The organism is uncultured Microscilla sp. (assembly GCF_947493425.1).
GTDB lineage: Bacteria > Bacteroidota > Bacteroidia > Cytophagales > Microscillaceae > Microscilla.
Genome location: NZ_CANLRP010000002.1, coordinates 123,348 through 146,388, shown reverse-complemented (window position 1 = coordinate 146,388; position 23,041 = coordinate 123,348). Strand labels below are relative to the sequence as shown.

General features: G+C 39.0%; 21 protein-coding genes. 9 read left to right on the top strand and 12 right to left on the bottom strand.

Annotated features, from left to right (window positions below):
• Positions 1 to 84: 84 nt before the first annotated feature.
• From qatD to Q0954_RS01420, 4 genes are read right to left on the bottom strand one after another with little or no spacing between them, the layout of a single operon-like run.
• Positions 85 to 834, bottom strand: coding sequence for a Qat anti-phage system TatD family nuclease QatD (gene qatD / locus Q0954_RS01435; RefSeq protein ID WP_299452655.1), 750 nt, complete (start codon positions 832 to 834; stop codon positions 85 to 87).
• Positions 831 to 2,204: a Qat anti-phage system QueC-like protein QatC gene (gene qatC / locus Q0954_RS01430; RefSeq protein ID WP_299452653.1), complete on the bottom strand. Its 1,374-nt coding sequence runs from the start codon at positions 2,202 to 2,204 to the stop codon at positions 831 to 833. The genes qatD and qatC overlap by 4 nt, the downstream gene beginning before the upstream one ends.
• 4 nt (positions 2,205 to 2,208) lie before the next feature.
• Complete coding sequence (gene qatB, locus Q0954_RS01425) at positions 2,209 to 3,048, bottom strand: Qat anti-phage system associated protein QatB (protein ID WP_299452651.1); 840 nt, start codon at positions 3,046 to 3,048, stop codon at positions 2,209 to 2,211.
• 3 nt (positions 3,049 to 3,051) lie between these two features.
• Positions 3,052 to 5,004, bottom strand: a complete 1,953-nt coding sequence (locus Q0954_RS01420) for a P-loop NTPase fold protein (RefSeq protein WP_299452649.1) — start codon at positions 5,002 to 5,004, stop codon at positions 3,052 to 3,054.
• 397 nt (positions 5,005 to 5,401) lie between these two features.
• On the opposite strand from Q0954_RS01420, the gene Q0954_RS01415 reads away from it, so the two are divergent.
• Positions 5,402 to 6,292 carry a ChaN family lipoprotein gene (locus Q0954_RS01415; RefSeq protein WP_299452646.1) on the top strand — a complete coding sequence of 297 codons (891 nt, stop codon included), beginning with the start codon at positions 5,402 to 5,404 and terminating at the stop codon, positions 6,290 to 6,292.
• Positions 6,293 to 6,480: 188 nt separating this feature from the next.
• On the opposite strand, the gene Q0954_RS01410 is transcribed toward Q0954_RS01415, so the two are convergent.
• Positions 6,481 to 6,732, bottom strand: a complete 252-nt coding sequence (locus tag Q0954_RS01410; RefSeq protein ID WP_299452644.1) for a hypothetical protein — start codon at positions 6,730 to 6,732, stop codon at positions 6,481 to 6,483.
• A gap of 286 nt (positions 6,733 to 7,018) precedes the next feature.
• Here Q0954_RS01410 and Q0954_RS01405 point away from each other — a divergent pair, with 286 nt between their 5' ends.
• The 4 genes from Q0954_RS01405 to Q0954_RS01390 all read left to right on the top strand — a co-directional run bounded on the left by Q0954_RS01405 (position 7,019) and on the right by Q0954_RS01390 (position 11,256).
• Complete coding sequence (locus tag Q0954_RS01405) at positions 7,019 to 7,993, top strand: DUF4476 domain-containing protein (RefSeq protein ID WP_299452641.1); 975 nt, start codon at positions 7,019 to 7,021, stop codon at positions 7,991 to 7,993.
• A 206-nt stretch (positions 7,994 to 8,199) separates the two neighbouring features.
• A complete protein-coding gene (locus Q0954_RS01400) occupies positions 8,200 to 9,276 on the top strand; it encodes a DUF4476 domain-containing protein (protein ID WP_299452639.1) in 1,077 nt (358 codons plus the stop codon).
• A gap of 85 nt (positions 9,277 to 9,361) precedes the next feature.
• Complete coding sequence (locus Q0954_RS01395) at positions 9,362 to 10,189, top strand: DUF4476 domain-containing protein (protein ID WP_299452637.1); 828 nt, start codon at positions 9,362 to 9,364, stop codon at positions 10,187 to 10,189.
• Positions 10,190 to 10,284: 95 nt separating this feature from the next.
• Complete coding sequence (locus Q0954_RS01390) at positions 10,285 to 11,256, top strand: M28 family peptidase (RefSeq protein WP_299452635.1); 972 nt, start codon at positions 10,285 to 10,287, stop codon at positions 11,254 to 11,256.
• A gap of 159 nt (positions 11,257 to 11,415) precedes the next feature.
• On the opposite strand, the gene Q0954_RS01385 is transcribed toward Q0954_RS01390, so the two are convergent.
• Both Q0954_RS01385 and Q0954_RS01380 read right to left on the bottom strand, forming a co-directional pair.
• Positions 11,416 to 12,093 (bottom strand): Crp/Fnr family transcriptional regulator, encoded by a 678-nt coding sequence (locus Q0954_RS01385; protein ID WP_299452633.1) that lies wholly within the window; start codon positions 12,091 to 12,093, stop codon positions 11,416 to 11,418.
• 213 nt (positions 12,094 to 12,306) lie between these two features.
• Positions 12,307 to 12,543: a hypothetical protein gene (locus Q0954_RS01380; protein ID WP_299452630.1), complete on the bottom strand. Its 237-nt coding sequence runs from the start codon at positions 12,541 to 12,543 to the stop codon at positions 12,307 to 12,309.
• Positions 12,544 to 13,254: 711 nt separating this feature from the next.
• On the opposite strand from Q0954_RS01380, the gene Q0954_RS01375 reads away from it, so the two are divergent.
• On the top strand, positions 13,255 to 14,085 hold the full coding sequence (locus tag Q0954_RS01375; protein WP_299452628.1) for a bifunctional 2-polyprenyl-6-hydroxyphenol methylase/3-demethylubiquinol 3-O-methyltransferase UbiG: 831 nt from the start codon (positions 13,255 to 13,257) through the stop codon (positions 14,083 to 14,085).
• 187 nt (positions 14,086 to 14,272) lie between these two features.
• Here the strand turns inward: Q0954_RS01375 and Q0954_RS01370 are convergent, their stop codons facing one another.
• Both Q0954_RS01370 and Q0954_RS01365 read right to left on the bottom strand, forming a co-directional pair.
• Positions 14,273 to 15,034, bottom strand: coding sequence for a glucose 1-dehydrogenase (locus tag Q0954_RS01370; RefSeq protein ID WP_299452626.1), 762 nt, complete (start codon positions 15,032 to 15,034; stop codon positions 14,273 to 14,275).
• A 129-nt stretch (positions 15,035 to 15,163) separates the two neighbouring features.
• Positions 15,164 to 15,751, bottom strand: coding sequence for a TetR/AcrR family transcriptional regulator (locus tag Q0954_RS01365; protein WP_299452624.1), 588 nt, complete (start codon positions 15,749 to 15,751; stop codon positions 15,164 to 15,166).
• A 395-nt stretch (positions 15,752 to 16,146) separates the two neighbouring features.
• Between Q0954_RS01365 and Q0954_RS01360 the strand changes: the two genes are divergently transcribed.
• Both Q0954_RS01360 and Q0954_RS01355 read left to right on the top strand, forming a co-directional pair.
• Positions 16,147 to 16,629: a GAF domain-containing protein gene (locus Q0954_RS01360; protein WP_299452622.1), complete on the top strand. Its 483-nt coding sequence runs from the start codon at positions 16,147 to 16,149 to the stop codon at positions 16,627 to 16,629.
• A gap of 281 nt (positions 16,630 to 16,910) precedes the next feature.
• Positions 16,911 to 17,285 carry a DUF1987 domain-containing protein gene (locus Q0954_RS01355; RefSeq protein ID WP_299452620.1) on the top strand — a complete coding sequence of 125 codons (375 nt, stop codon included), beginning with the start codon at positions 16,911 to 16,913 and terminating at the stop codon, positions 17,283 to 17,285.
• Positions 17,286 to 17,502: 217 nt separating this feature from the next.
• Here Q0954_RS01355 and trmD read toward each other — a convergent pair whose 3' ends face one another.
• Positions 17,503 to 18,225, bottom strand: coding sequence for a tRNA (guanosine(37)-N1)-methyltransferase TrmD (gene trmD / locus Q0954_RS01350; RefSeq protein WP_299452619.1), 723 nt, complete (start codon positions 18,223 to 18,225; stop codon positions 17,503 to 17,505).
• A gap of 246 nt (positions 18,226 to 18,471) precedes the next feature.
• Positions 18,472 to 18,963 carry a DUF427 domain-containing protein gene (locus Q0954_RS01345; protein ID WP_299452616.1) on the bottom strand — a complete coding sequence of 164 codons (492 nt, stop codon included), beginning with the start codon at positions 18,961 to 18,963 and terminating at the stop codon, positions 18,472 to 18,474.
• Positions 18,964 to 19,225: 262 nt separating this feature from the next.
• On the opposite strand from Q0954_RS01345, the gene Q0954_RS01340 reads away from it, so the two are divergent.
• Positions 19,226 to 21,493: a tetratricopeptide repeat-containing sensor histidine kinase gene (locus Q0954_RS01340; RefSeq protein WP_299452614.1), complete on the top strand. Its 2,268-nt coding sequence runs from the start codon at positions 19,226 to 19,228 to the stop codon at positions 21,491 to 21,493.
• Positions 21,494 to 21,649: 156 nt separating this feature from the next.
• Here the strand turns inward: Q0954_RS01340 and hutF are convergent, their stop codons facing one another.
• Positions 21,650 to 23,032 (bottom strand): formimidoylglutamate deiminase, encoded by a 1,383-nt coding sequence (gene hutF / locus Q0954_RS01335; protein ID WP_299452612.1) that lies wholly within the window; start codon positions 23,030 to 23,032, stop codon positions 21,650 to 21,652.
• Positions 23,033 to 23,041 lie beyond the last annotated feature (9 nt).

Genomic DNA, 23,041 nt, shown 5'->3' with positions numbered 1-23,041 from the left:
AAAGCTTGTGATTATTTGCTAGTGGTGGGGTGGGTTTATTAAATGTTTGTTTTCTTTATGAACCCCACAATAGCTGAATAGTTATCAACCTATCACGCCTTTATCAATCATTAAAATCTGTTTAAAATTACTGTATATCAACACCCTAAGATTCTCAACTGGCATGTCTTTAATTTTAGATAGGTTTTGGACAATACTTGGTATCATCAGAGGTGAATGAGGAACTTGTTTGTTTTTGATAAAAGGTCCATCAGTCTCTGTCAACATTTTATCATTAGGTAGACGTTCAATTATCTGTTTTCCTTTTTTAGATAATGTCATGGCATTATTTATTGAGAAGTGAAAACCATAAGATAAAGCCTTTTCCATTTCTTTGAAACTCCCAGAAAACCAATGTAAAATAATTGTCCCAGGGAAATTGTCACCAATAATATCTATTATATCGGAAGCACTTCGCCGTGAATGAATAGTGATTATTTTATTTTTTTGTTCCCAACATTCTGCCACAATTGTTTCAAATACTTTTTTTTGAATCTGTTTTTCGTCCTCTGTTATATTTACATAATCTAAACCTACTTCACCTACATATCTTGTTCTCTTCAATATTTTCTTAAACAAATCAATTTCTCCTTGCCTTTCTACAGCCAACTCAGGATGTAGTCCAATTGCTGAACGTACATACTTTGAATTGTTTGCCAATTCCTCTGTGTAATAGAATACAGAAGGTGTATTTGTAACCGCAATTGTATATACCTTTTGTTTCTCTATTTCAGAGAAAATCTCAGGTGGATTAGTCCACAAATCAAGGTGAAAATGTGTATCTATGTAGTTCATCTTTCAGTTTCGATTTTAATGCCTAGAAAGTCACCAACTTCTTTCATTCCATTCTTATATACATCGATGTATTTATCTAAGTTTTCTAAATCAGGTATAGGACCTGCACTCAAAACCTTTAAGCCCAGTAATTTTTTTGCTTCCCATTCTTTGTTGTAATTATGAAGTGCGAGAGTAAAGGCTCTGTAATCTCGCCAACTTTTCTTTTTATAATCTGGAGTTTCTGACATAACCGACACTAAATAACTTTCTACTTTTTGTTTTTTTAGTACGGAGCTAATGGCAGCTATACGTATAATGCAGGGAGTACAGTAACCACAATGGGGAATACCAGCCTTCTTACGATATCTACCAATGTCAGGATGTGCACAAGAAATTGTTTTCGCTAGGTTTGAGGTAACAAACTGATCATCTTTTGCCTCCTCAAGCATTTGACCCTTTGTTTTAAATTGATATGGATTTTCTAGTTTATTGGCTATTCCAACGTTTGCCAATAATTCATTTATTTTATGAATAAAATAGGGATGAGTTGTTCTGGTACTTAAACTTCCTAGTCGAGATGAAGTAAGTGGGATATTTAAAGAAATAAAGCCATTTTCTGGCACTACTAAAGGCGTTTTTTCTCCAATAGCATTAGCTACAGCTATCCCTGTAGCGATGAATAAAAAAGACCTTGCTCTAGAAGTATTTTCACTCCCTCCTTTGCTTAATGGCTGTTTACTTTTACGTCTTTTAGGTTGTACATAAAACAAAAATTTATCAATCTTATTGGCGTATTTTTTAGTAAACTCATTGAATAAAGCTTCTTGGGTAGGTTTCTCTTTACTACCTTGTTTGTGATGTCCTACAAGAAATAGCTTATTCCTCTGATGTAGTAAGTCTGATGCTCCTATAAAAGAATCCATGCCTCCAGAAAATAAACAAGCTTTGTCAAAATCATGTTTTTTGATTGGTGTAATCTCTTCTATTATGGATTCTACTTCTTCAATCTCCCTAAACTCAAATTTCCACTCATCACCGCTCAAAAACGAAGTCGCTTCTTCTAAAGTTTGTTTATATTCTTGCCAGATATTTGGATTTGACACTGGCACGTGAACAATAAATGATCTGCTCCAATTGAAATAACCGTATTTAGACCTTGAAACAATTTGATCAGTTGCGTAAATAGATAAGCCAATATGAAGAAAATCTTTTGCTAGGGCTGATGGACGTAGTTTTTGCTTTTTTAGCTTCGTAAAAATATCTTGTTTTAGCACATCTGCCTCAAGTTCTCTGTTAAAAGGAATGTGCAGGGTTTTACTTCTTCCATCAATTTCAGCAATATCGTATGATTCATCTTGATTAATACTATATATAATATTCCAAATCATTTTTCTAATCTTCTAGTATTTTATATACTTTTTCAAATATTTCATCCATGATTCTCTTGTTAAACCCTTCTTTAGAACCTGAACTAAGAATATCCCTATCTTTAAACTCAGATTCTAATCTTCCCCTAATGTAATCCTCAACATCAACTTCTATATCGTAAGCTTCTGATTTATCTATTGAACCTTTTTCAATGGCAATACTTAGCTCTTCAACAAATTTACTAAACACATAAGTGCCAGTTGCATCTAATACATAGTCTTGAAGTTCTTCTTCACTTAAATTGTTGAGCGTTGATATATCATTGCTTTCAAGTTTATGTTCTGTAAATAAGTCTTGTAATGACTCTAAAATCGCTTTTCTTGCAACTGCATCTTCATTTGTTGCCCCAGTCGGTGCTAAGCTATCTGCAATGGCAGCAAAAACTTGTTCAGAGGGTTTACCTATTAAATGTTTGAGATTGTAATTTTCTAAAGTCTTATTGATACCATCAGAGGCAATTCCTCTCAAAAAATTACCATAACCACCGACAGAAATTTTACCTGAACGTGCTGCCCTAGATGCCCCACTTGAACCTCCACTGGCTCTTACATAAGATTGAACAGCTTTTTTCGGAGTAGAACCTGTATTACCTCTATTCCTGACATAACGACTTAAATTACCTTTAGCAGTAGACCACTTTCCCGTATCAGGATTTTGTATATTTTTTGAATCATTGTTCTGCCCCTGCTGAGAATTATCTTGAGTGCCATTATTTCCATTTTGTGAATCACTAGGTGGAGTGGCGAAAGGAGGTAATAATGAAGTCCCATTTTTAGGTCCTCCGAAAGAACTTGATGTACCCATAAATTAAATATCTTTTCTTGTTGCTTTTGCTAACGTGGATATAGTTCTGGTGGGGTGATCACTCCACTTGGCTAAAATTTGACTAACTTTAAGTTTAAACTCTGGTGCGTCTTTTTGATAATCCATGATTTGGTTAATATTTTTAGCTGTTACTTTTTCTGTTGGCAAGTTTTCAATAAAATCAAGAATATCTGATTTCAACTCTTTACGTACCTCTCCCATCTTAAATAGATTTGTTATTAAGCTTGAAGGTTTTTCATCTCGCAATATTTTTTCTTGAATGGCTTTTATTATTTGAGTTACATCCACTTCGCTTAGGTTTTTAAACTTCTCCATTGCTAGTTTCATTATGCTTTTAGCAGTTTTTTCGCCACTTATGTCTTTGAAGACAGATTCTGCATCACTACTCATGCCCAATGGCACAATAGAGAAAGATGATTGACTTTTTCTGGAAAAATAAAAATATGGTCTTAAGTCCACATTACTTAAATAAGGCTCACTTGCCATAAGTTTTTTAATAAATGTATCTTCTTCCCATTCTTTTAGCACCTCGATTAGTGTTTGAGGGATTATTTCCTTTTTTGTATTGTCCTCTTGTTTATCTTTCTTTTGCTCGCCTTTGTCTTGTTTACCTTGTTTTTTTTTGTTGAGTATTTTCTCGAGAACAGATATTAGCTGTGGTTTTCCTTTTTCTGAAGCTTGTAAATCTGCTAAAAACAAATATTTTTTACTACTGAAATATTCCAATAACATGATTTTGGCTAAAGTGCGTTGACTTAGGGTGATTTCCTTCGTTTTTGCCATTTTAGTACGCATGAGGAGAGTATTTAGAAAGCGCTTGCATTGGCGAGGATTCCCCTGTAGCTGAATAACAAGTACGTCAATGATTTCAGAAGTTAAGGCAAGAGCATCAGTAATATCCGTTTTGCCTTTTTCAAACTCAATACCTAATTCTTGAAAAAGCTTTGAGGCATTTGTAAAGGTGTAAGTAATATCACCAGAATAAAGTTGCTCTCCTTTTTGGTTAATGACACTCTCCCTAATTTTTTCAAAGTCTTTTGGCTCTGCATATAGACTTGTAAATAAAAGATTTGAATAAATCTCCATTTCATTATTACTGAGTCTTGGTATGTGTATCGGAAATTGAATTAGTTTTTCCAAATATTGTTTACCTAAACCTAGACCCTCAGAATAAACATCTTTGAATTTGGTTTTTACACCTTGTTCAATTATTCTTTCATCTGCACTGATAATAAAACTGGTGTTTTTTAGAAACAGGAAAAGCTTGATTGCTTCAAGAGTTTCAATAATTGTATCAGGGTTGCATCTGTCTAAGTCATCAATAAATACGACTACTTTTTCTACCGTGGTATCTTCCAAAATCTCCTCAAAATCTTGATGAAGTTCCTTAATAGTTACTACAGGCTCCTGTTCTCTGTTCAAGAAATCAAAATCACCAAGGTTGGCTTTACCAATGTTTCCAACTGCCTGACCTTGGGTTGGCATAGACTTAGGATTAGGATTTTGTAAATCTTTTGCCCCCAGCAAAGCCAAACCCATTGGTCCTGCGGCAGCAAATCCAAGCCCATATTTTAGAGCTACCTTGCCAAGCTTCAGCCATTGAATCTTTCTTAGTGCTTTTCCAATTCTTTTAGTAACTTTTTTAGTGTTTTTTTCTTTCTCATATAGTGTGTTTAGGATAACCTCCATTAAAGCACTTTTGGCATCTTCATATCCCTCAAAAAGCCACCCATTGAATTTTATGACAAGTATTTTTTCATCACTTTCTAATTCTTTTTGAATAAGTCTCATCAAACTTGATTTCCCGCTTCCCCATTCACCATATATACCAATAGTGCACGGCAATAAATTCTCATTACTAATGATGTCAATAGCTGATTGAACTAGGTGATCATAGTTAATAAGGTCTATATCTGTATCGTTGTCTGTCCACATGCTTTTTAATATGATTAGTTATCGTAATTTTTTTATTTTGCAGGTTTTATTACTCTACCCAGCTTTTTTTAAAATACCATCCTCGCCTCGGTTGCGTGTCTTTACCAATTGATAAATCCCGTTGTACGGGGGCGATCGAAACTCTAAAATAAGTCGTTTTTTAGACTTGTGAGTGATGTGATTTGTGGAGACACAAATCAAGGCGAAAAATAGTAGGGTAGAGTAAAGTTTTATACTTTTTCACATCAGACTAAATTACATAATAAAGAGATACCTTACTTTCTTCTGCAAGGTTAATTATTCCGAACCCATCCCTCCAAAAATTTAAATTGCCCTCTTCCCCAATTCTTAGTAGCTTCGCAACAGTTGTAATGATGATTAAAAAACACGCTAAAATATGAAAAAAACAATACTATCTTGGGGGGCTTTGCTTGCTGTAGTGGCAGTATTGGGGTTTGCCCCTGCCAAAAAAGCCTATCAACTGTTTGACAAAACCGGCAAGAAAACCACTTACACCCAAATGCTCGATGAGCTCAAAACGGCTGATGTGGTACTCTTTGGCGAAATCCATAACAACCCCATTAGCCATTGGCTACAGCTTGAGGTAACTCAAGATTTGTATGCCGCCAAAAAAGACAAACTGGTGCTGGGCGCCGAAATGTTTGAGGCAGATAACCAGGAACTGATGAACGAATACTTACAGGGCGTTATTTCGCGCAAGCACTTCGAGAAAGAGGCTAAAGTATGGAACAATCACTCGACCGACTATCGACCTTTGGTAGACTTTGCCCAAAAAAATCAACTCCATTTTGTTGCTACCAATATTCCAAGGCGTTATGCCAGTGTGGTGTCTAAAAAAGGATTTGAGGGTTTAGACAAACTCTCTAAAACAGCCAAAAAATGGGTGGCACCTTTGCCCATCAAGGTAGACCTGAGTTTGCCGGGCTATGCCCAGATGGTAAAAATGATGGGGGGTGCTCATGGGGGAGGTATGGGCGGCATGACTCCCAAAAACTTTGCCCGTGCGCAAGCGATCAAAGATGCTACCATGGCGCATTTTATCTTGAAAAACCGCCAAAAGAAACAAACCTTTTTGCACTTCCACGGTACTTACCATTCTAACAACTTTGAGGGGATTGGTTGGTATTTGAAACAAAAACAAAAGAAACTAAAGGTGGTCACCATTGCCACGGTGAGCCAGGCTGAGGTGGGTAACCTTTCGGCTAAAAACAAAAATCTCGCAGATTATATCATTGCGGTACCCAGTAGTATGACTAAGACGTATTAAATGTAAGGCTCTTATAAAGAATTGGGCTGAAGGGTTATTGTATGCTCATGTTTACTCTTCACTAGGGCAACCACAAGGGATTGCCCCTACACTTATCACTTTAATTTATACATAAACACCTGTATATCAGAGGTTTTCAAAACTTCGTGCACTCCTAAAATATATCAGTAGGATGCTTAATAAGAGCCTTATTTAATAAACTCCATTATCTCATTTGCCACTATATACATTCGTCGTGAGAGTGGTTGCTTAATTCCAACGCATAGATTTTCTATATACCTTAGACAAACCAGCATATCCTCATGTTTCACCAGACCTTGACGTGCAAACAAGTCAATTTCCTCTATTTTTTGAGACTTTAACAATTGCATTGCCAATGCATGGTTTGCTTTGTTGTTGCTGACCAACAACTGGAATATTTTCTCAATATTGGTTTTCATACATTCACTTGAGCAATTTTTTAAAGACTTAAAAATCAGTCAAAAGGAGGCAAGCTCGCTGGGTAAAACCGAGCAAAACTGTTCTTTTTTATAGCAAAGTAAATTTAGTACATTTTAACGATAAAATTATGCTTTTCAAATAGTTGTAATACACAAACAACACCTCGTATAAAGTGAAGTGATCATAGTATAAAAACCAGGACGCGAGAGATTTTTATCCGCGTAGGGGTGACACAATCATTCATTCACCTTCTCTGCAGATACCAGAGAAACAAACATCTATACTATGATAACAAGGTATACTCCCATTATTTGCTTGCTTTTGCTGTTTTGCTTCAGTACCGTTCTATTGTCTTCGGCACAGGCACAGCGTCGTTGCCGACAGGCGATTCCACCTCATTTGTTTAAACAAAAAAAACGTAGAATTCAGCAAAAGCGTGGTTCCCAGAAGCTCCAGACAGCCCAACGGGTGGCTCGTAACCACTGCCTTAGTAGTCATCAGGTGAGGGCTATAGCGCAGGTTTTTCGCAAAGACCAAAACCGACTGGCATTTGCCAAGGTAGCTTTTCATAATACGGTAGACCGTCGCAACTTTAGTTGTGTATACAGCACATTTTACCAGGCTCACTTTCGGCAAAAACTCAAAAGATATGTACATAAACACGGGCGCAATGGTGGTGGAAAAAAATGGTGTAAATGCGGTAAAAGGTCTGGACACTATGGAGGATGTGGCAATGGTGGTGGAAAAAAATGGTGTAAATGCGGTAAAAGGTCTGGGCACTATGGAGGATGCGGCAATGGTGGAAAAAAATGGTGTAAATGTGGGCAAAAACTTGGGCATTGTGGCAAGTGTGGAAACGGTGGCGTAAAAAAATGGTGCAAATGTGGGCAAAAACTTGGGCATTGTGGAAGTTGCAGCACTGGTGGTGGAGGCTGTGGTTCTGGGGGACACAGCGCTGGGTTAATCGGGCAACGTGGTTACATGGAAGTGTTACACAGTGTTCAACGCGAACGCTTTAACTCAAGCAAGATGAGCACTGCCAAGAATATGTTTCAGATTAAACGAAAGATGTTTGTAGTGGCTCAAATTCGTAGCATTGCCCAAGAGTTTCGTTTTAGTTGCGATAAAATGACTTTTCTTAAATTTGCCTATAATTATACTTGTAATAAAAGAAAATACCATCAATTATCTAATATGTTTAGGTTTTCTTCAGACCGTGAAGCTTTTTTACGTTATGTCAACAGTCAACAAAGAAGATAATGCACTGATAAATAAGAACAAATAATTCATTTTTAAATTGGCTAAAGACACACTTGACCTAAAAGTAACGAATGGGTGTCATATTTTGTAATTCAAAATCACTTTGCCAGTCTTAAGCCAATTTTGCAGTACTTATCACACGCTTTTATTCGTAGTAATAAAAGTGTGTGGTATCATTTATACAAACCTTAATTTATTAACAATCCATGAAAAAACTTTACTATTTTACCCTTATTGGGCTTATATTCTCTTCCTCGCTTTTTGCTCAAAACCACCGCCGAGGTTGTACCAACCCATTGTCTAACTATGCTTTTCAGCAAAAGTACAAAGGCTTGGATCGGCAACCCAATGAAAACAATAAACTCAAAGCAGCCATCAACCTGGTGCGCCTCAACTGTGTTACCAGTAGCCAGGTCAAACAAATTGCTGCATCGTTTCAAACCGACCAATCGCGGGTAGCTTTTGTTAAGGAAGCTTACCTCAAAACCTACGACCGTCGCCATTTTCATCACGTATACGACGCTTTCAAGAGCTTTCGAAATGTAGCCAGGGCACATCAACACATTATGGCACTACGCAAGGGTGGGTCGGGAGGCACAGGCAACCCAGGCCAGGTTACTTTTCCTCATTGGAACTACCCCACCCTTGCCGGATACCAGGGGACTAATAACTGTAGCAGTTTTATCAGCCAACCCATATTTATGACCTATGCCACCCAAGTACACCAGCAAAGCGATGAAACCAGCCGCTACACCCAAGCTTGGCAAGCACTTACGAGTAATTGTATGACTACCGCCCAAGTAATGAAAATGGTGTCGTTGGTAAAACAAGACAACCACCGACTGGCTTTGCTCAAAGGTGCTTTTGACCGGGTATATGATGTAGGAAATTATGCTTCGGCACGAGTAGCGCTTAACTCGCTCACTACCCAACAAGACTTTGACCTTTTTTTGAATAGCAAGTCGGGCACAAAAAAGGAAGAGTCTTGCCTAATTGATGACAATGATTTTAAGGGTATAAACAGTCAGGTAAAAAAAGAGTGGATTGACCGAAAAAAGTTTAGTTTGTTACAAAGCATTTTTAAAACTAAAAACAAATGTTATTCTATTGACCAGCTTAAAACTATAGGGGGTCAGTTCACTTTTTCGAGCGACAAGCTCAAATACGCAAAATGGGCTTATAATTACGCGCACAAAAAAGAGGACTATCACCAGATGGCAACCATATTCAGGTCTACTTTTACTAAAAGGGATTTTATGAACTGGCTAAAAACGCAAAAATAACTGTTTAAACAAACAACACTTATTGTATATTTATCGAACCATAGTTATAGTCCAACTATGGTTTGTTTATTTATTATACCGAAATATGATGAACCTAAAACTATTGATTGTATGCTTGATTTGCCTGGTTTGGCAACAAGCAAGCTTTGCCCAAACCGATTCATTGAAGTTTCCTGACTTAAACTATCCTGACTATAACGGATACAAAGGCAAGCGCAACTGTGACCTTCCTATGTCAGAAGCCATATTTATTCCGCTTGCCCGGCAGGTGTTCAATACGCCCGATGAGGCACAAAAAATGCTGATAGCTCTAGAAGTACTCAAAGATAATTGCTTGGCAGTGGCACAAATAATGAAGCTGGGGAGTTTGCTAAAAGATGAAAATAACCGATTGAATTTTCTAAAGCAGGCTGCACCTCATGTATACGACTTGCTGCACTATGGACAAGCCACCCAAATACTCCAAACCAGTGAAGCAACCAATGCATTTTTGCAGTTTGCCCGCAAACAGCGACAAAGCGGGGGTAACAACAATCACTCAAATAATAATTCTAATAACAACAACAACGGCAACAACAACAACTCTAACCCCACCAATATTACCCATACCCCCTGTTTATCGGCCATTAGCGAGGCAGAGTACAAGGCTATGCGTAGAAAAGTCAGGCGAATATACACCAACGACATGAAGGAGGCTACCGCCAAAAGAGTAATTCAACAATACCGCTGTCTCAGTGTAAAACAAATACGGGGGGTTTTGCGGTTATTTCATTATGAAAATGCTTCGCTAAGAATTGCTAAGTTTGCTTATGATTATGCAGTAGACAAAAAGAACTACATGAGCCTTAAACGTTTTTTTAAATTCCCTAGTAACCGAAACAGTTTTACCTATTTTGTAAATAGCCGGAAGTAAGCACTGCTTCCAGTCATGGGTATTTTTTGATTTGCGTATTTGATCAAAAACCGAAAGCTTGTCATCTGAAACCTTGTACCTATAATTGATATACAATGAAAAACATACTACAATCTAAAATAGCTTACCTGCTGATCTTCTGCGGGTTATACTCTTGTGCACAAGCACAAAAAGTTGAAGAAAGCATTAAACAAAAGCAGGTCAAAAGCATCATTTCAAGCTTGGCTGCCGACAATATGATGGGGCGAAAGGCAGGCACCGAAGGAGAAAAAAAAGCGGCTGCTTTTATTGCCCAGGAATTTACCAAAGCTGGATTGAAGCCTCTGCCAGGGTTCAAAAATTATGATCAAAAATTTACCCACCAAGGGTTGCCCATGCTCAATGTGCTGGGGGTGATACCGGGTAAAAGTAAAAACAAAAAAACCAGGGAAGAAATCGTGGTATTTTCAGCTCACTACGATCACTTGGGGGTTCGTAAAGGAGCCAAAGGAGACTCTATTTATAATGGTGCTGACGATGACGCATCAGGGGTTACTGCGGTGATTTCACTGGCACATTATTTCAGCAAACAAGGCAACAACCAACGTACCTTGATGTTTGTGGCTTTTACTGCTGAGGAAATAGGCTTGGTGGGTTCTACTTATTTTGGCAAACAACTCAAAAAATCGCAATTGGCTAAAATTGTGGCAGGCATTAATATAGAAATGGTAGGCAAAGCATCTAAGTTTGGACGCAAAGGAGCTTTTATTACTGGCTATAGCTACTCGAACCTGGGCAAAATTTTACAAGAAAACGCTCAAGGTACTGGCTTTACCTTTCACCCCGACCCTTACAAAAAGTATAATTTGTTTCAACGCTCAGACAATTATGCCTTGGCACGTCACGGTATTCCGGCACACACTATTTCGTCGGTTGATATTGCCAATGATAAACACTACCACCAGGTAAGCGATGAAGTAAACACGCTTGATATTGAAAACCTAACCGATATGATAAAAGCTGTAGCACTGGGCGTACGTAGTATTGTAGCAGGCAAAGATACCCCCACAAGGCTGAAACTGAAGTAGTATAAATGATAAAAAAATCAATGGAAGCACACCATGCTTCCATTGATGACAACTTGAAAATTTACCCGATCACCAATCGGAGTATTCACTTGCAATCAGCGATACACAGAGCCTTAGACTCTGGTATTACAAAACAAGCATTATTAAACATATCAACTGTTAGCTGGCTAACAGTTCCAGTTTATTTTTATACAACTTGATTACTTTTCGCTGAAAATCTACCATTCCTTCACTTTTCAACTCATTGAGCAGTGAATTAAGCGTAGGACGCGATACGCCAATCAAGTCGGCAATGTCTTTTTGGGTAAGTAAATGGTTAATCTCAATCGTATTGCCTTTGGCTTCGCCTTGTTCGCTGCCCATGTTTTTCAAAAACTCGATCAAACGGGTACGGGCATCTTTAAACATAAGCAATGACAAACGGTGCTCTAGTTTTTTTATGCGCCAACCCACCAGTTTATAAATGTTAAGGCTAAACTCTTGTTGGTTTTTGAGAAGGGTTTGCAAGGTTTGAGTGTCTACCGCACAAATAGTGGTGGCGGCTACTGCCTGCGCGTAATCATTTCGGTGGCTTTCGCCCAAAGCTGCCAATTCGCCAAAAACTTCTCCTTTTGTTAAAATAGCTTTCACTATCTCTTCACCGTCTTCGGTATAAGAAGAAATCTTCACTTTTCCTTTGATAATCAGGTATACCTTGTCTGCCTGGTCTTGATCAAGGTACACAAAATCATTTTTGTTGTACTGCTCAAAACTATGCTCTTTTTTATAGGCCTTAAGCCTATGAGGGCATAACAAGTTAAATAAATTAACATTTTCTAAAAACCATACATTTTTCATATACATTTGCAGTTACAAGTAGCGGCAAGCAATTAGTTATAAGTCCTTAAATACCGATGTATATCGGTGCTACAAATAGAAATAACTCACTCATAATATGACAGTTACACCTACTCATTAGATATATTTAATTTTGCCTCAGTACTTAGATTGTCAATCGGGTACCAACTATACAAGCAAGCAAGTACAAATGGTTGCTTTCCAGAAAAAAAATCAGGCATCTCGCGAATAAACTTTGTTTACATCTTCATACCAGTGCCCATCAGAGAACTTCTTTTTGCTGGGTTCTCCTTTGATAAGTATGCTCAATACCATCCAAATCATCAGAAAAGGAGAAAATACAAATAAGGCAATGATGACTTTAGCTGAAATAGATAAATGAGGGGTAAACGTATATATCAATAAATATACTGTAGTAACGATAATGGGAATAAGCACTCCTTTTTTCATAATGGCGAGATTTTAGGGTGAATATATGCCTCTTAAAACCAATCGCCTAAATAAAATGTTTTCAATATAAAATGATATTTATCATAGTTTTTGCATAATATCTTTACAAAATTTTCAACTTTTCCAGACCCTTTGTTATGAAGAGAAATTTATCGAGCCTGGAAATATTGCTCATAGGCACTATTTTATTGGCAGGTGTGTTACTCAGTTTAATTTTCTGACTTATTACACTGTAAACTAAATGCCTTATGCTTTTTTCGGCTTCCTTTGTCCCCTGACTTCTTATCAAAAACATCGCGTAGCTCCGGTTCCGATATGCATCGGAATTGTAAACTAACTCTGCTCAATTTTTGATCATCGTCAGAAACCAAACGAACCTCGAGCTACGCAACAACTTATTTATTTTACAATGTACTTATTCTCAGGTAAGTTTAGCCAGGCTTGATAGTGAAACATTTGCCCAACCCAAACGAAGCACTTACCCCAAAAATTCCTCAAAGGAATGGTGAGAAATTAAATTACCATTCTTGAGGTAGAGGTTTTGTTTTGAGACGAGGCTATTTTTTGCGCCCATAGCAGCGCTACGGGCAATAAAAATAACGAAGTATCAAGGCGAAAAATCACCCCTTAGAGTGTAAATTTATTTTTGAACAATTCCAAAGAGGTAAAACCTGATTTTGTCGTCAGCTTATTTAATAGTATTTTTGGCAAATGGACAAGCAATCAGATTACCTTGAGGCCAACCGACAAATATGGGATGACAAAACGCCTTTTCATGTCAAGTCAAATTTTTATGATGTAGACACATTCAAGCAAACCAAAAACAGCCTGAATGCTATAGAACTGGTTGAAGTAGGCAATGTACAAGGCAAATCACTTTTGCATTTGCAATGCCATTTTGGGCTCGATACCCTGTCATGGGCACACTTGGGAGCCACTGTTACTGGGGTAGACTTTGCTCCAGAAGCGATACGTACTGCCCAACAGTTGAGCGAAGAACTTGAGCTTCCGGCACAATTTGTTTGTAGTAATGTACTGGAACTGGAAGGCAAAATAGACCAGAAGTTCGACATTGTGTATACCTCGTATGGGGTTATATGCTGGCTGCCCGACTTGCAACTGTGGGCACGCACCATTGCCGAAAGGCTCAAGCCTGGAGGCTTTTTTTATATTGCAGAAACCCATCCCCTATTAATGACCCTAGATCCTGAAACTACTCAGGTACAATATAGCTACTTTAACACTCAACAACCCGATCACGAAACTATCACAGGTACTTATGCCGACGAAACTGCTCCACTCAAACACACAGAGTACACTTGGGGGCACAGCATTGGCGAGGTTGTCAATGCATTGATTGACAATGGTTTAAAAATTGATTTTTTGAATGAACGGGCTTATTACCCTTATAATTGCTTTGCCAATATGCAGGAAACTACCCCTGGCAGCGGATGGTGGCAGGTAAAAGGCTGGGGAGATAAAGTACCACACTTGTTTTCAATCAAGGCTACGCGTACCTTAGCCCCTACCCCAAAAAAGTAATAATACCCCCTTTGTTTTTTGAAAAAATGAGAGGGCTTTAAGAGCTTATTTAAAATTAGCTGAAAAAGACTGAGCCCCGAAGACAAGTTCGGTTTACAACTCCAAGCTTGTCTTCGGAGCTCATCGAGCTAATTGATAAGTAACTTAGTCAATGTACTAAGAATGCCCTAATGCTCGTTCAACGACCCTATACTTGGCTCATTCCACCATCTACCTCTAACTCTATTCCAGTTACAAACGAAGCATCTTGTGAGGCAAGGAACAAAACCGATTTTGCGATTTCTTCGGCGGTACCAAAACGCCCCAATGTTACCTGATTGGCAATGCCTGCGCCCATTTCCTGAACTGCCTCTTCAGGCATTCCGGTTTTGCCCCAAATAGGTGTATCAATGGGTCCAGGGCTAATGGCATTTACTCTAATTTTGTGCGCCGAAAGCTCGGCAGCAAATACCCTGGCCAGCAAACGCAAACCAGCCTTGCTTGCCGCATAAGCGCTGGCTCCAGGCATTCCCATCTGGTTAGACACCGACGTATTTAAAATAATGCTTGCTCCTTCGTTGAAATAAGGCAAACCTGCTTGTACCAAAAAGAAAGGTCCTTTGAGGTTGGTGTTCATTACTTCGTCGTACATTGCTTCGGTCACGTCGCTTAAAGGCATAAACCGCCCTACTCCAGCATTGGCAAACAAAATATCTACTTTGCCAAATTTGTCTTGAGTAGCTTCAAATACTTTTTTGTTGGATGCTACATCGGCGGCATCTGCTTTGACAGTTAAAAAATGATTGGCGTGTATTTTTGCCAACTCCTCGTTCGTAGCTTTCAATTTTTCGTCACTGCGTCCAGTCACTACTACCTTGGCTCCTTCTGCCAAAAATAACTTTGCTGTGGCCAAACCCATTCCGCTGGTTGCGCCAGTAATAATGGCTACTTTTCCTTCTAATTTGTTCATTTTTTTGTTTGTCTATTGGTGTAACGAACTCAAGCGGTGAGTTCTAAATATTTAATATACTAAACAGACCAGTCTGTCTATTTCTGATTAAAAAAATTAACTTTCTGACAATCAGAAAGTTATTACTCGTTATTCGTTTTTAGTCAAATACTCAAAGGTCATTTTATAAAACAACTCAAAAGGTTGGTCGGTTTGGGTAGCCTTGAGCCTCGCCAAAACGCCCACAAAGTGACTGTGTATATACTCAGCCAATGCTTCGGCTGGGTAGTCGTCTCTTACCTCTTGTTGTTGCTGTGCTTCGCTTATACAACGCGTAATCAGTGTCAATACCTTGGCATATTCGACATTGAGCAATTTTCTAAAACGTTCGTTCAACCCTGCTATTTCCAGTACCAGGTTATTGGCAAGGCAACCACATTTGTATGCTTCGTTTTTGTTAAACTCGGTTAGCCCTGTATATAAGTTTTTCAGCCTTTGCAAGGGCGACTTATCAGTATCCTGCAAAAAACCTTTGACCAACTCATAATTATTATTGCTATAGTATTGTAAAACTTCCTGACCAAAAGCTTCTTTGCTGGTAAAAAAATTATAAAACGAGCCTTTGGGTATATTACACTCTTTGAGTATTTGGTTAATGCCTGTATTGTGGTACCCTTGTCGTCTTAAAATATTTTCACCTTTTTTCAGTATTGCCTGTTTATCATGCTTTATATTCATTGCTTTTTTTCTTTTACTGTGCTACTCAACTCACGTCAATTAGACCAGTCATTCTAGTTAACTTAAAAACTGAATAAAAGTTTCCATTGAACCGCAAAAATAACAAAAGATTGTTTGAACTTGTTTGTCTGTCGATGCCTATTGTAATATATTGGTCAAAATTGAGGCTTCCGGCGTGGAAGAAATTCAACAAATGGAGGTTTACATAAAAAACACTACAACCATTATTTTTTATTAACTGTTGTAAGTGTTTGGTTCTTAGTAGTATTATTGCTTTGAAAGCCGTTTTAACGAATATTATTTCAAATATAGAAACAAAATATTTACAAAAGGCCACTACTTTCTTAATTATTTTATTCTTAATTTTGTACAATTACACCTCACCATACAAACTTATGGCAGAAACACTCATTATTCCTACTACCCAAGACAGGGCTGAACTTTACAAAAGCCTGATTCCTCAAGTAAAAGCTTTGACCTCAGGAGAATCAGATTTGATTGCCAATTTATCGAATACAGTAGCGGCTCTTAAACAAACTTTTGGCTTTTTTTGGGTAGGATTTTACTTCGTCAAAGAAAACCAACTGGTTTTGGGTCCCTTTCAAGGTCCTATAGCGTGTACACGTATTCACTTTGATAAAGGAGTTTGTGGCGCAAGTTATACCCGCAAACAAACGGTCATTGTAGAAGATGTCGAAAAGTTTCCTGGCCATATTGCCTGTAGTTCAGATTCAAGGTCAGAAATTGTAGTACCAATCATACAAAATGGCGAAGTTAAAATGGTGCTGGATGTAGACAGTGATCAGGTCAATGACTTTAGTGAGGTAGACCAACAAGGGCTTGAAAAACTCATGGAAGTGGTCACAACATTTATATAGTATTGCTTCGCGCCTCCTGAGTTACTACTTCTTTTAGGAATTGTTCAAAAATAAATTTACACTCTAAGAGGTGATCTTTCGCCTTGATACTTCGTTATTTTTATTGCCCGTAGCGCTGCTATGGGCGCAAAAAATAGCCTCGTCTCAAAACAAAACTTCTACCTCAAGAATGGTAATTTAATTTCTCACCATTCCTTAGACAGCGTATCAATTACCAAGAAACATAATATTGAGTAAACCCAGGGGCAACGCCAGCCCTATTGCAACCTAATAAAACCAACATGAATGATTTATCAATCAAAGGATATGCCTGCTCGCCTACGGTGTATTTCAACGACCAAACCGGAGAGTTGACGCTCGACGGGGAGTATTATCAAGAGTATGATGTTGCCTTTTTTAAACCAGTATACGACTGGTTGGATGGCTACCTGAGAAAAAAAGGACGCAAAATAACTGTTACCCTCAAGCTTAGCCACTTAAATTCAAGTGCTCGTCGCAGAATAGACCAAATCCTTGAATGCCTTCAAGACTACCACACTAGTCATAAAGGCAAAGTAATGGTAAAGTGGTTTTATTTTGACACTGATACCAAAGAAGAAGGCATAGAGCTTGCCGAAACTTTCAACAATTTACCGATTCATATTTTACCTGTATAACAAAGGTTTATTTTAAATATCATCAGCCTCTATGTTTTTGATTTGCAAATACACTATGCTATAGTTGATTAGATTAAATTACTACTAAACCCTGCCACAAAGTTTATGAATATCGATTGACAAAAACACTGACCAGTTTATAAATTCACAAGGAGCGTTTATGCCAATAAACCTCCATTATGGTGGTTAGAAACTCCCCCTCTCCTCTTTTGCCTGTTTATTGGCGTTTGTTGCTTTTACCTGATTGTTTTTTAAGCCAACCACTGTCCTTGAGTATATCAGGGCGACGTTGCTGGGTGCGTTCTATGGCTTTTTGCAAACGCCACTCTTCGATATTGGCGTGGTGTCCGGTCATCAATATCTCTGGCACTTTCATTCCTTTGTACTCTTCGGGGCGGGTATATACAGGGGGCGCCAGTAAATTGTCTTGAAAAGAGTCAGTCAATGCAGAGGTTTCATCGTTGAGCACCCCTGGTACCAGCCGCACCAAGGCATCAGTCACCACTGCTGCGGCAAGTTCTCCTCCTGAGATTACATAGTCACCTAAACTTATTTCTTTAGTAATGAAATGCTCTCTTACCCGTTCGTCGATTCCTTTATAATGCCCGCATAATATGATAAAGTTTTGGCTCAAAGAAAGTTGGTTGGCCATTTTTTGATTGAAAGGCTCACCGTCAGGCGTCATATAGATAATTTCGTCGTAGGTACGTTTGCTTTGCAAATGACTGATGCACTGGTCAATGGGTTCTATCATCATTACCATTCCGGCACCCCCACCAAAAGCATAGTCATCGGTTTGGCGTTGGTTAAGTGTACTGTAGTCGCGCAGGTCGTGTACTTCTATAGTGGCAAGTCCTTTTTCTTGGGCTCTTTTCATAATAGAGTGACTAAAGGGGCTGTCTAACAAGCGGGGCAAACAAGTAATTATATCTATATGCATGGGAATGAGTTGTATTTAAAACAAGTCACAAATATAAGAAATGCTTTGGTGTTTTGATGGCTTGGTGAAGATGCTTGTTTTATTAGAGCTTATTTGGACTTTCGTTTTTGAGAGTAATTGTGATGAATTTGCTAGCAGTACGCGTTAAATTTTGAGTGAATAGCCTAGCTATTGACGAAAAATGTAACAAAGTATTGCTAGTCAAAGTCGCACTAGAACTCCAATGAATGAAATCCAAACAAGCTCTTACCACCCCCAGGTATTGGCGCCCCCTTTGAAAGGACCTACAATTTGAGAGGTAATCCATCCTCCATAAAAATCGCCTTCCTGGGCTTGTACCAACTCATCGTTTACATAACATGCACTTACCTTGGAGGCATAAAAACAAAGGTGGTTTTTTAAAGCCTGGTACTTAGGCAATGGATTGGCATAAAACCACGCCACATTTTGTACTACGCGACCTTCTAACCGAAGATTATAATAGCTGGCCGCTCCTTTGTATTCACAAAAAGAAGTTTTGTTCTCTACCAGTTCTAAGTATTCGAGGTGTACATCTTCGGGCGGAAAATAATACGTAGGCGGATGACTGGTTTCTAAAATGCGCATTCCTTGATTGGTTTGCGCAATGACCGTATCATTGTAAATTACCCGCAGGGTTTTGTTGGTATTTTCCAGTTTTGGAGGACGTGGATAGTCCCATACAGATTCTTGCCCAGGTTTGGGGGTTATTTTTTTCATAAATTTATAAGTCATATTTTGCCAAAAATGTTTAAAATTGGTATATACAACCTGGTATTTATACTAAGATGAAAGTGATTTTAGGGTTTACAGGATTGATTAATGTTGGTATTCAGGCAATTAGTCAAAATCCATCCTCAAAACCATTTTTGTTTAAGTATAATATTTGAAGCCCTCTCAACTTTTTTATGCGTTACAAAATCACCGTTTAACTCCCTGAGTTGGATATTTTTGTTCGCTGTAGTTCCTAGCCACCACATCTATGAAAAGATTGTTGTCAGCCATATTGTTTATTACACCTTTGCTCTTGTGGGCACAAACTAACCACAAACAAACAACACATTGGGAACAACAACTTGCACAAACTCCACAAGACACGCAACGTGTACACCTGTTATTAAAAATCACACGCTCGCTTACTGTAAACAATCCCAACAAAGCATTGCAACTTGCCCAAGAGGGCTATAGGCTCGCCCGCAGGCTCAAATATGCTCAGGGGCAAAGCAAGCTTGCCAATCAATTAGGCACTATTTATTACTACAAAGGGGTGTATGACGAGGCACTCTTACATTATTTTACTGCACTAGAGATCAACGAAAAAGCTCAAAACACCCTCGAACAAGGTAAAAACCTCAATAATATTGCGCTTACTTACCAACATTTGAAACAGTACCAGCAAGCGTTGCACTACTACATGCAAGCATTGCCCAAAATAAGGCAAAGGGGGAGCCAGGCACAATTGGCAAGGGTATACAACAACATGGGCATTGTGTACCGTCACTTAGATCAAAAATCAAAGGCACTGGATTATTATACTCAATCGCTTGAACTCAACCAACAAATCAATGATTTGAAAAACCAGGCGTCGAACCTAAACAATATTGGGCAAATTTATTTTGACCTGAGGGCTTACGCCAAAAGCATCAATTATACTTTGCAAGCGCTCAAGCTGAACCGACAGTTAGACAACAAATACGAGGTAATCAATGTATTGAACAACCTGGGTAAGGCTTATACTGAGCTTCATCAACTTGAACAAGCCCAAACCTACTTAGATGAGGCGATGGCGCTTTTGCCACAAATCAACTCTCATACACTACAAGCCAATTATTATGACAATAAAGGGCAACTGCTGGAAAAACAAGGGAAGTACAAAGAAGCCATCAAAGTATACCACAGGCTTGCTCAACTCAAAGACTCTGTGTTTAGTACCGAGAATAGTAAGCGACTGGCAGAACTACAAACCAGGTATAATTTTGAAAAAAGAGAACGGGAAAACAGGGTATTGAAACAACAACAAAACCAACAGCAAAAAACAATCACTCATCAGCGTAAACGCAACAGCACTTTACTTTTTACTACCATTTTTGGGGTGTCTATGGGTCTTGTTACTTTATTGGTGGCGCTCAAGTTGTTTAAGGCCAAAGAACAGCAAAGACGGGTAAATGAAGCGTTGGCAGATAAAAACGAAGAAATCAAAAGCCAGACAGATGCCTTGCAAGAGCAAAAAGAAGCTATAGGGCAACAAAAAGAAGAACTGCAGTCGCAAACTGAAATACTGAAAATGGTGAACCAACGCCTCAAAGATTTAGACAATTTTAAGCAAGAAGCCACCCACATGATTGTGCATGACCTCAAAACACCTCTCAACTATGTAATTGCCATCACAGATCAGGAAGATGTAAGACAGACTGGGCAACAAATGCTGAATATGGTATTGAATATTTTGGATGTGCACAAATTTGATGAGGCAAAAATGAAGTTACAAAAGGCAAATTGGGCACTGAACGACATTATAGAAGCAGCCATCAAACAAGTATCATTTTTGGCCAATCAAAAGTCAGTTAGAATCAGCAGTAGCTTACAGCAAAACGTGCAAGTAAAAGTAGACCAACACCTGATGGTCAGAGTTTTTGCCAATTTGCTCACCAACGCCATTAAGTACTCACCCAATAGTGGCACCATTAGCATTGTACAAGACCATTTGCCAGAAAATGGAGCAACCAAACACATCAAAATAAAAGTCATTGATCAGGGAGAAGGAATTCCTAAAAACCAACTGGATCGTATTTTCGATAAATTTGCTCAGGCAAATGCCCGTGATCTGAATAATTTTCGGTCGTCAGGGTTAGGGCTTACCTTCTGCAAAATGGCAGTAGAAGCACACAAAGGGTTTATATCGGCCAACTCACGTCCCAAAAAAGGAACTACCATTACGCTTACTTTGCCTGTGATACAAGTTTCTGAAAGGCTGGTGGCTAATGTAGCCAACTGGACTCAAACCCTGGAGCAAAAAACCAGTGACTTAAAAAAGTGGATCACTAAAACTGATCAAGAGTTGTTGCTTCCTATGGTAGAGGTTTTACAAACCTTGGATGTATATGACTACAGTGAAATCAAAAAGGTATTGCAAGGTTTAGAGGGAGTGAATAGCCGTGCCCTCAATGTATGGAAAAATGCCATGCACCAAACTTTGCTTCAGTGCGACGAAGAGGGGTATAAACGTTTGCTGGAAGTCATTGCAGTTTAACACTCCAGGTAATGCTTGGATTGGTTTATTGATGTCTCTTTTAGGCGACTTTTCACACGATAAAACCTATTTTAATGGCTCCACTTGCATTTATAGGTATCACAAAACTCCCCTTTTTCAATAGGTTTAGGTATTGAAAATGAGGAGCTCGTTCCATTAACGGTACTCAAGTGATGCTATCACTTGTTTAAAGTCTGCTACAATGTCTTGGTAGGCATGGTGACGTTGTTGCTGTACTATCCATCGGCCATTGACAATAGTACCTAAGGTGGCAGAACAGTCGCCAGCATATACTATAGTAGAAAGTAGATTGTCTAAAGAAGTAATGGCAAACAAGGGGAAGTTAGCATCCATTACTACTGCATCAAAATGATCGCCTACCTGAAAAAATTCACTGGTATGATGTCCCATTGCCCTCCTCCCGGCAAAGGTAGCCATAGCCAAAGCATAACGCCCGCTATCAGTTTGCTGGGGTGAGTAAAACGAGTTGCGTTTGTGAGTAGTGACACGTTGCCCATAGTCTAGCCAACGAAGTTCCTCCAAGGGGTTGAGCCCAATGTGGCTATCGGTACCTATGCTCCATTGCCCGTCTTGTGCCTGGAACGATGCCAGTGGAAATAAACCATCTCCCAGGTTTCCTTCGGTAGAAGGGCAAATCACAACATTTGCCCGTTTTTTTGCCAAACCACTTACTTCTGCCTCCGTAAGGTGAGTCGCATGTACCAGGTGATAGTTTTCATTCAATGCAAGATTATTCAGCAACCACTCTACCGGACGTGCTCCCAAATACGCCTTGGCATCTTCTATTTCTTTGAGCTGTTCGGCTACATGAATATGAATGGGTATATCAGTGGGAAGGTTTTCACAAGTAGCCTTGATTACTTCAGGGGCTACTGCCCTCAAAGAATGAATACCTGCCCCTACTGACGCCTGGGCATAAGGTCTGGCTGCTTTCTGTGATTGTTCCAGCAAATCCAGGTAACTGTCCATATCAGGCGATATAAAACGCCGTTGCCCTTGGGTAGGTGCTTGTCCAAAACCACCTTTTTGGTAAAAAATAGGCACTAGTGTAATGCGAATGCCTGCTTTTTGAGCGGCCGCCATCAACCTTTCACCCATTGCGGCTTTATTGTTATAAGGTTTTCCGGCGAGGTCGTGATGTACATAATGAAACTCTGCTACTGAGGTGTAGCCATGACGCACCATTTCGGCATACAACATCGCAGCAATGGCTTCCATTTGTTCGGGTTGTACACTTAGGGCTAGCTGATACATTGCGTTTCGCCATGACCAAAAATCATCAGGATTGGCAGTACCACTATGCCGCTCGGCAATGCCCGCCATTGCATATTGAAACGCATGAGAGTGTGCATTTTGAAAGCCAGGTAAGACATATCCATCTACTTTTTCTATGTTGGTGACAGAGTCAGGCGGAGTAGCCGATAAATGAGTGATTTTTCCTTCCTGATCTACCGACACATAAGCCGGGGCAATCCACTCGTTGTTTTGATATAATGCTTTAAACTGAAAGTGTTTCATATTTACTTA

Excerpts from the sequence above, each read along its gene's own strand:
- qatD (WP_299452655.1), bottom strand. The coding sequence starts at position 834 with ATGAACTACATAGATACACATTTTCACCTTGATTTGTGGACTAATCCA.
- qatC (WP_299452653.1), bottom strand. The coding sequence starts at position 2,204 with ATGATTTGGAATATTATATATAGTATTAATCAAGATGAATCATACGAT.
- qatB (WP_299452651.1), bottom strand. The coding sequence starts at position 3,048 with ATGGGTACATCAAGTTCTTTCGGAGGACCTAAAAATGGGACTTCATTA.
- Q0954_RS01420 (WP_299452649.1), bottom strand. The coding sequence starts at position 5,004 with ATGTGGACAGACAACGATACAGATATAGACCTTATTAACTATGATCAC.
- Q0954_RS01415 (WP_299452646.1), top strand. The coding sequence starts at position 5,402 with ATGAAAAAAACAATACTATCTTGGGGGGCTTTGCTTGCTGTAGTGGCA.
- Q0954_RS01410 (WP_299452644.1), bottom strand. The coding sequence starts at position 6,732 with ATGAAAACCAATATTGAGAAAATATTCCAGTTGTTGGTCAGCAACAAC.
- Q0954_RS01405 (WP_299452641.1), top strand. The coding sequence starts at position 7,019 with ATGATAACAAGGTATACTCCCATTATTTGCTTGCTTTTGCTGTTTTGC.
- Q0954_RS01400 (WP_299452639.1), top strand. The coding sequence starts at position 8,200 with ATGAAAAAACTTTACTATTTTACCCTTATTGGGCTTATATTCTCTTCC.
- Q0954_RS01395 (WP_299452637.1), top strand. The coding sequence starts at position 9,362 with ATGATGAACCTAAAACTATTGATTGTATGCTTGATTTGCCTGGTTTGG.
- Q0954_RS01390 (WP_299452635.1), top strand. The coding sequence starts at position 10,285 with ATGAAAAACATACTACAATCTAAAATAGCTTACCTGCTGATCTTCTGC.
- Q0954_RS01385 (WP_299452633.1), bottom strand. The coding sequence starts at position 12,093 with ATGAAAAATGTATGGTTTTTAGAAAATGTTAATTTATTTAACTTGTTA.
- Q0954_RS01380 (WP_299452630.1), bottom strand. The coding sequence starts at position 12,543 with ATGAAAAAAGGAGTGCTTATTCCCATTATCGTTACTACAGTATATTTA.
- Q0954_RS01375 (WP_299452628.1), top strand. The coding sequence starts at position 13,255 with ATGGACAAGCAATCAGATTACCTTGAGGCCAACCGACAAATATGGGAT.
- Q0954_RS01370 (WP_299452626.1), bottom strand. The coding sequence starts at position 15,034 with ATGAACAAATTAGAAGGAAAAGTAGCCATTATTACTGGCGCAACCAGC.
- Q0954_RS01365 (WP_299452624.1), bottom strand. The coding sequence starts at position 15,751 with ATGAATATAAAGCATGATAAACAGGCAATACTGAAAAAAGGTGAAAAT.
- Q0954_RS01360 (WP_299452622.1), top strand. The coding sequence starts at position 16,147 with ATGGCAGAAACACTCATTATTCCTACTACCCAAGACAGGGCTGAACTT.
- Q0954_RS01355 (WP_299452620.1), top strand. The coding sequence starts at position 16,911 with ATGAATGATTTATCAATCAAAGGATATGCCTGCTCGCCTACGGTGTAT.
- trmD (WP_299452619.1), bottom strand. The coding sequence starts at position 18,225 with ATGCATATAGATATAATTACTTGTTTGCCCCGCTTGTTAGACAGCCCC.
- Q0954_RS01345 (WP_299452616.1), bottom strand. The coding sequence starts at position 18,963 with ATGAAAAAAATAACCCCCAAACCTGGGCAAGAATCTGTATGGGACTAT.
- Q0954_RS01340 (WP_299452614.1), top strand. The coding sequence starts at position 19,226 with ATGAAAAGATTGTTGTCAGCCATATTGTTTATTACACCTTTGCTCTTG.
- hutF (WP_299452612.1), bottom strand. The coding sequence starts at position 23,032 with ATGAAACACTTTCAGTTTAAAGCATTATATCAAAACAACGAGTGGATT.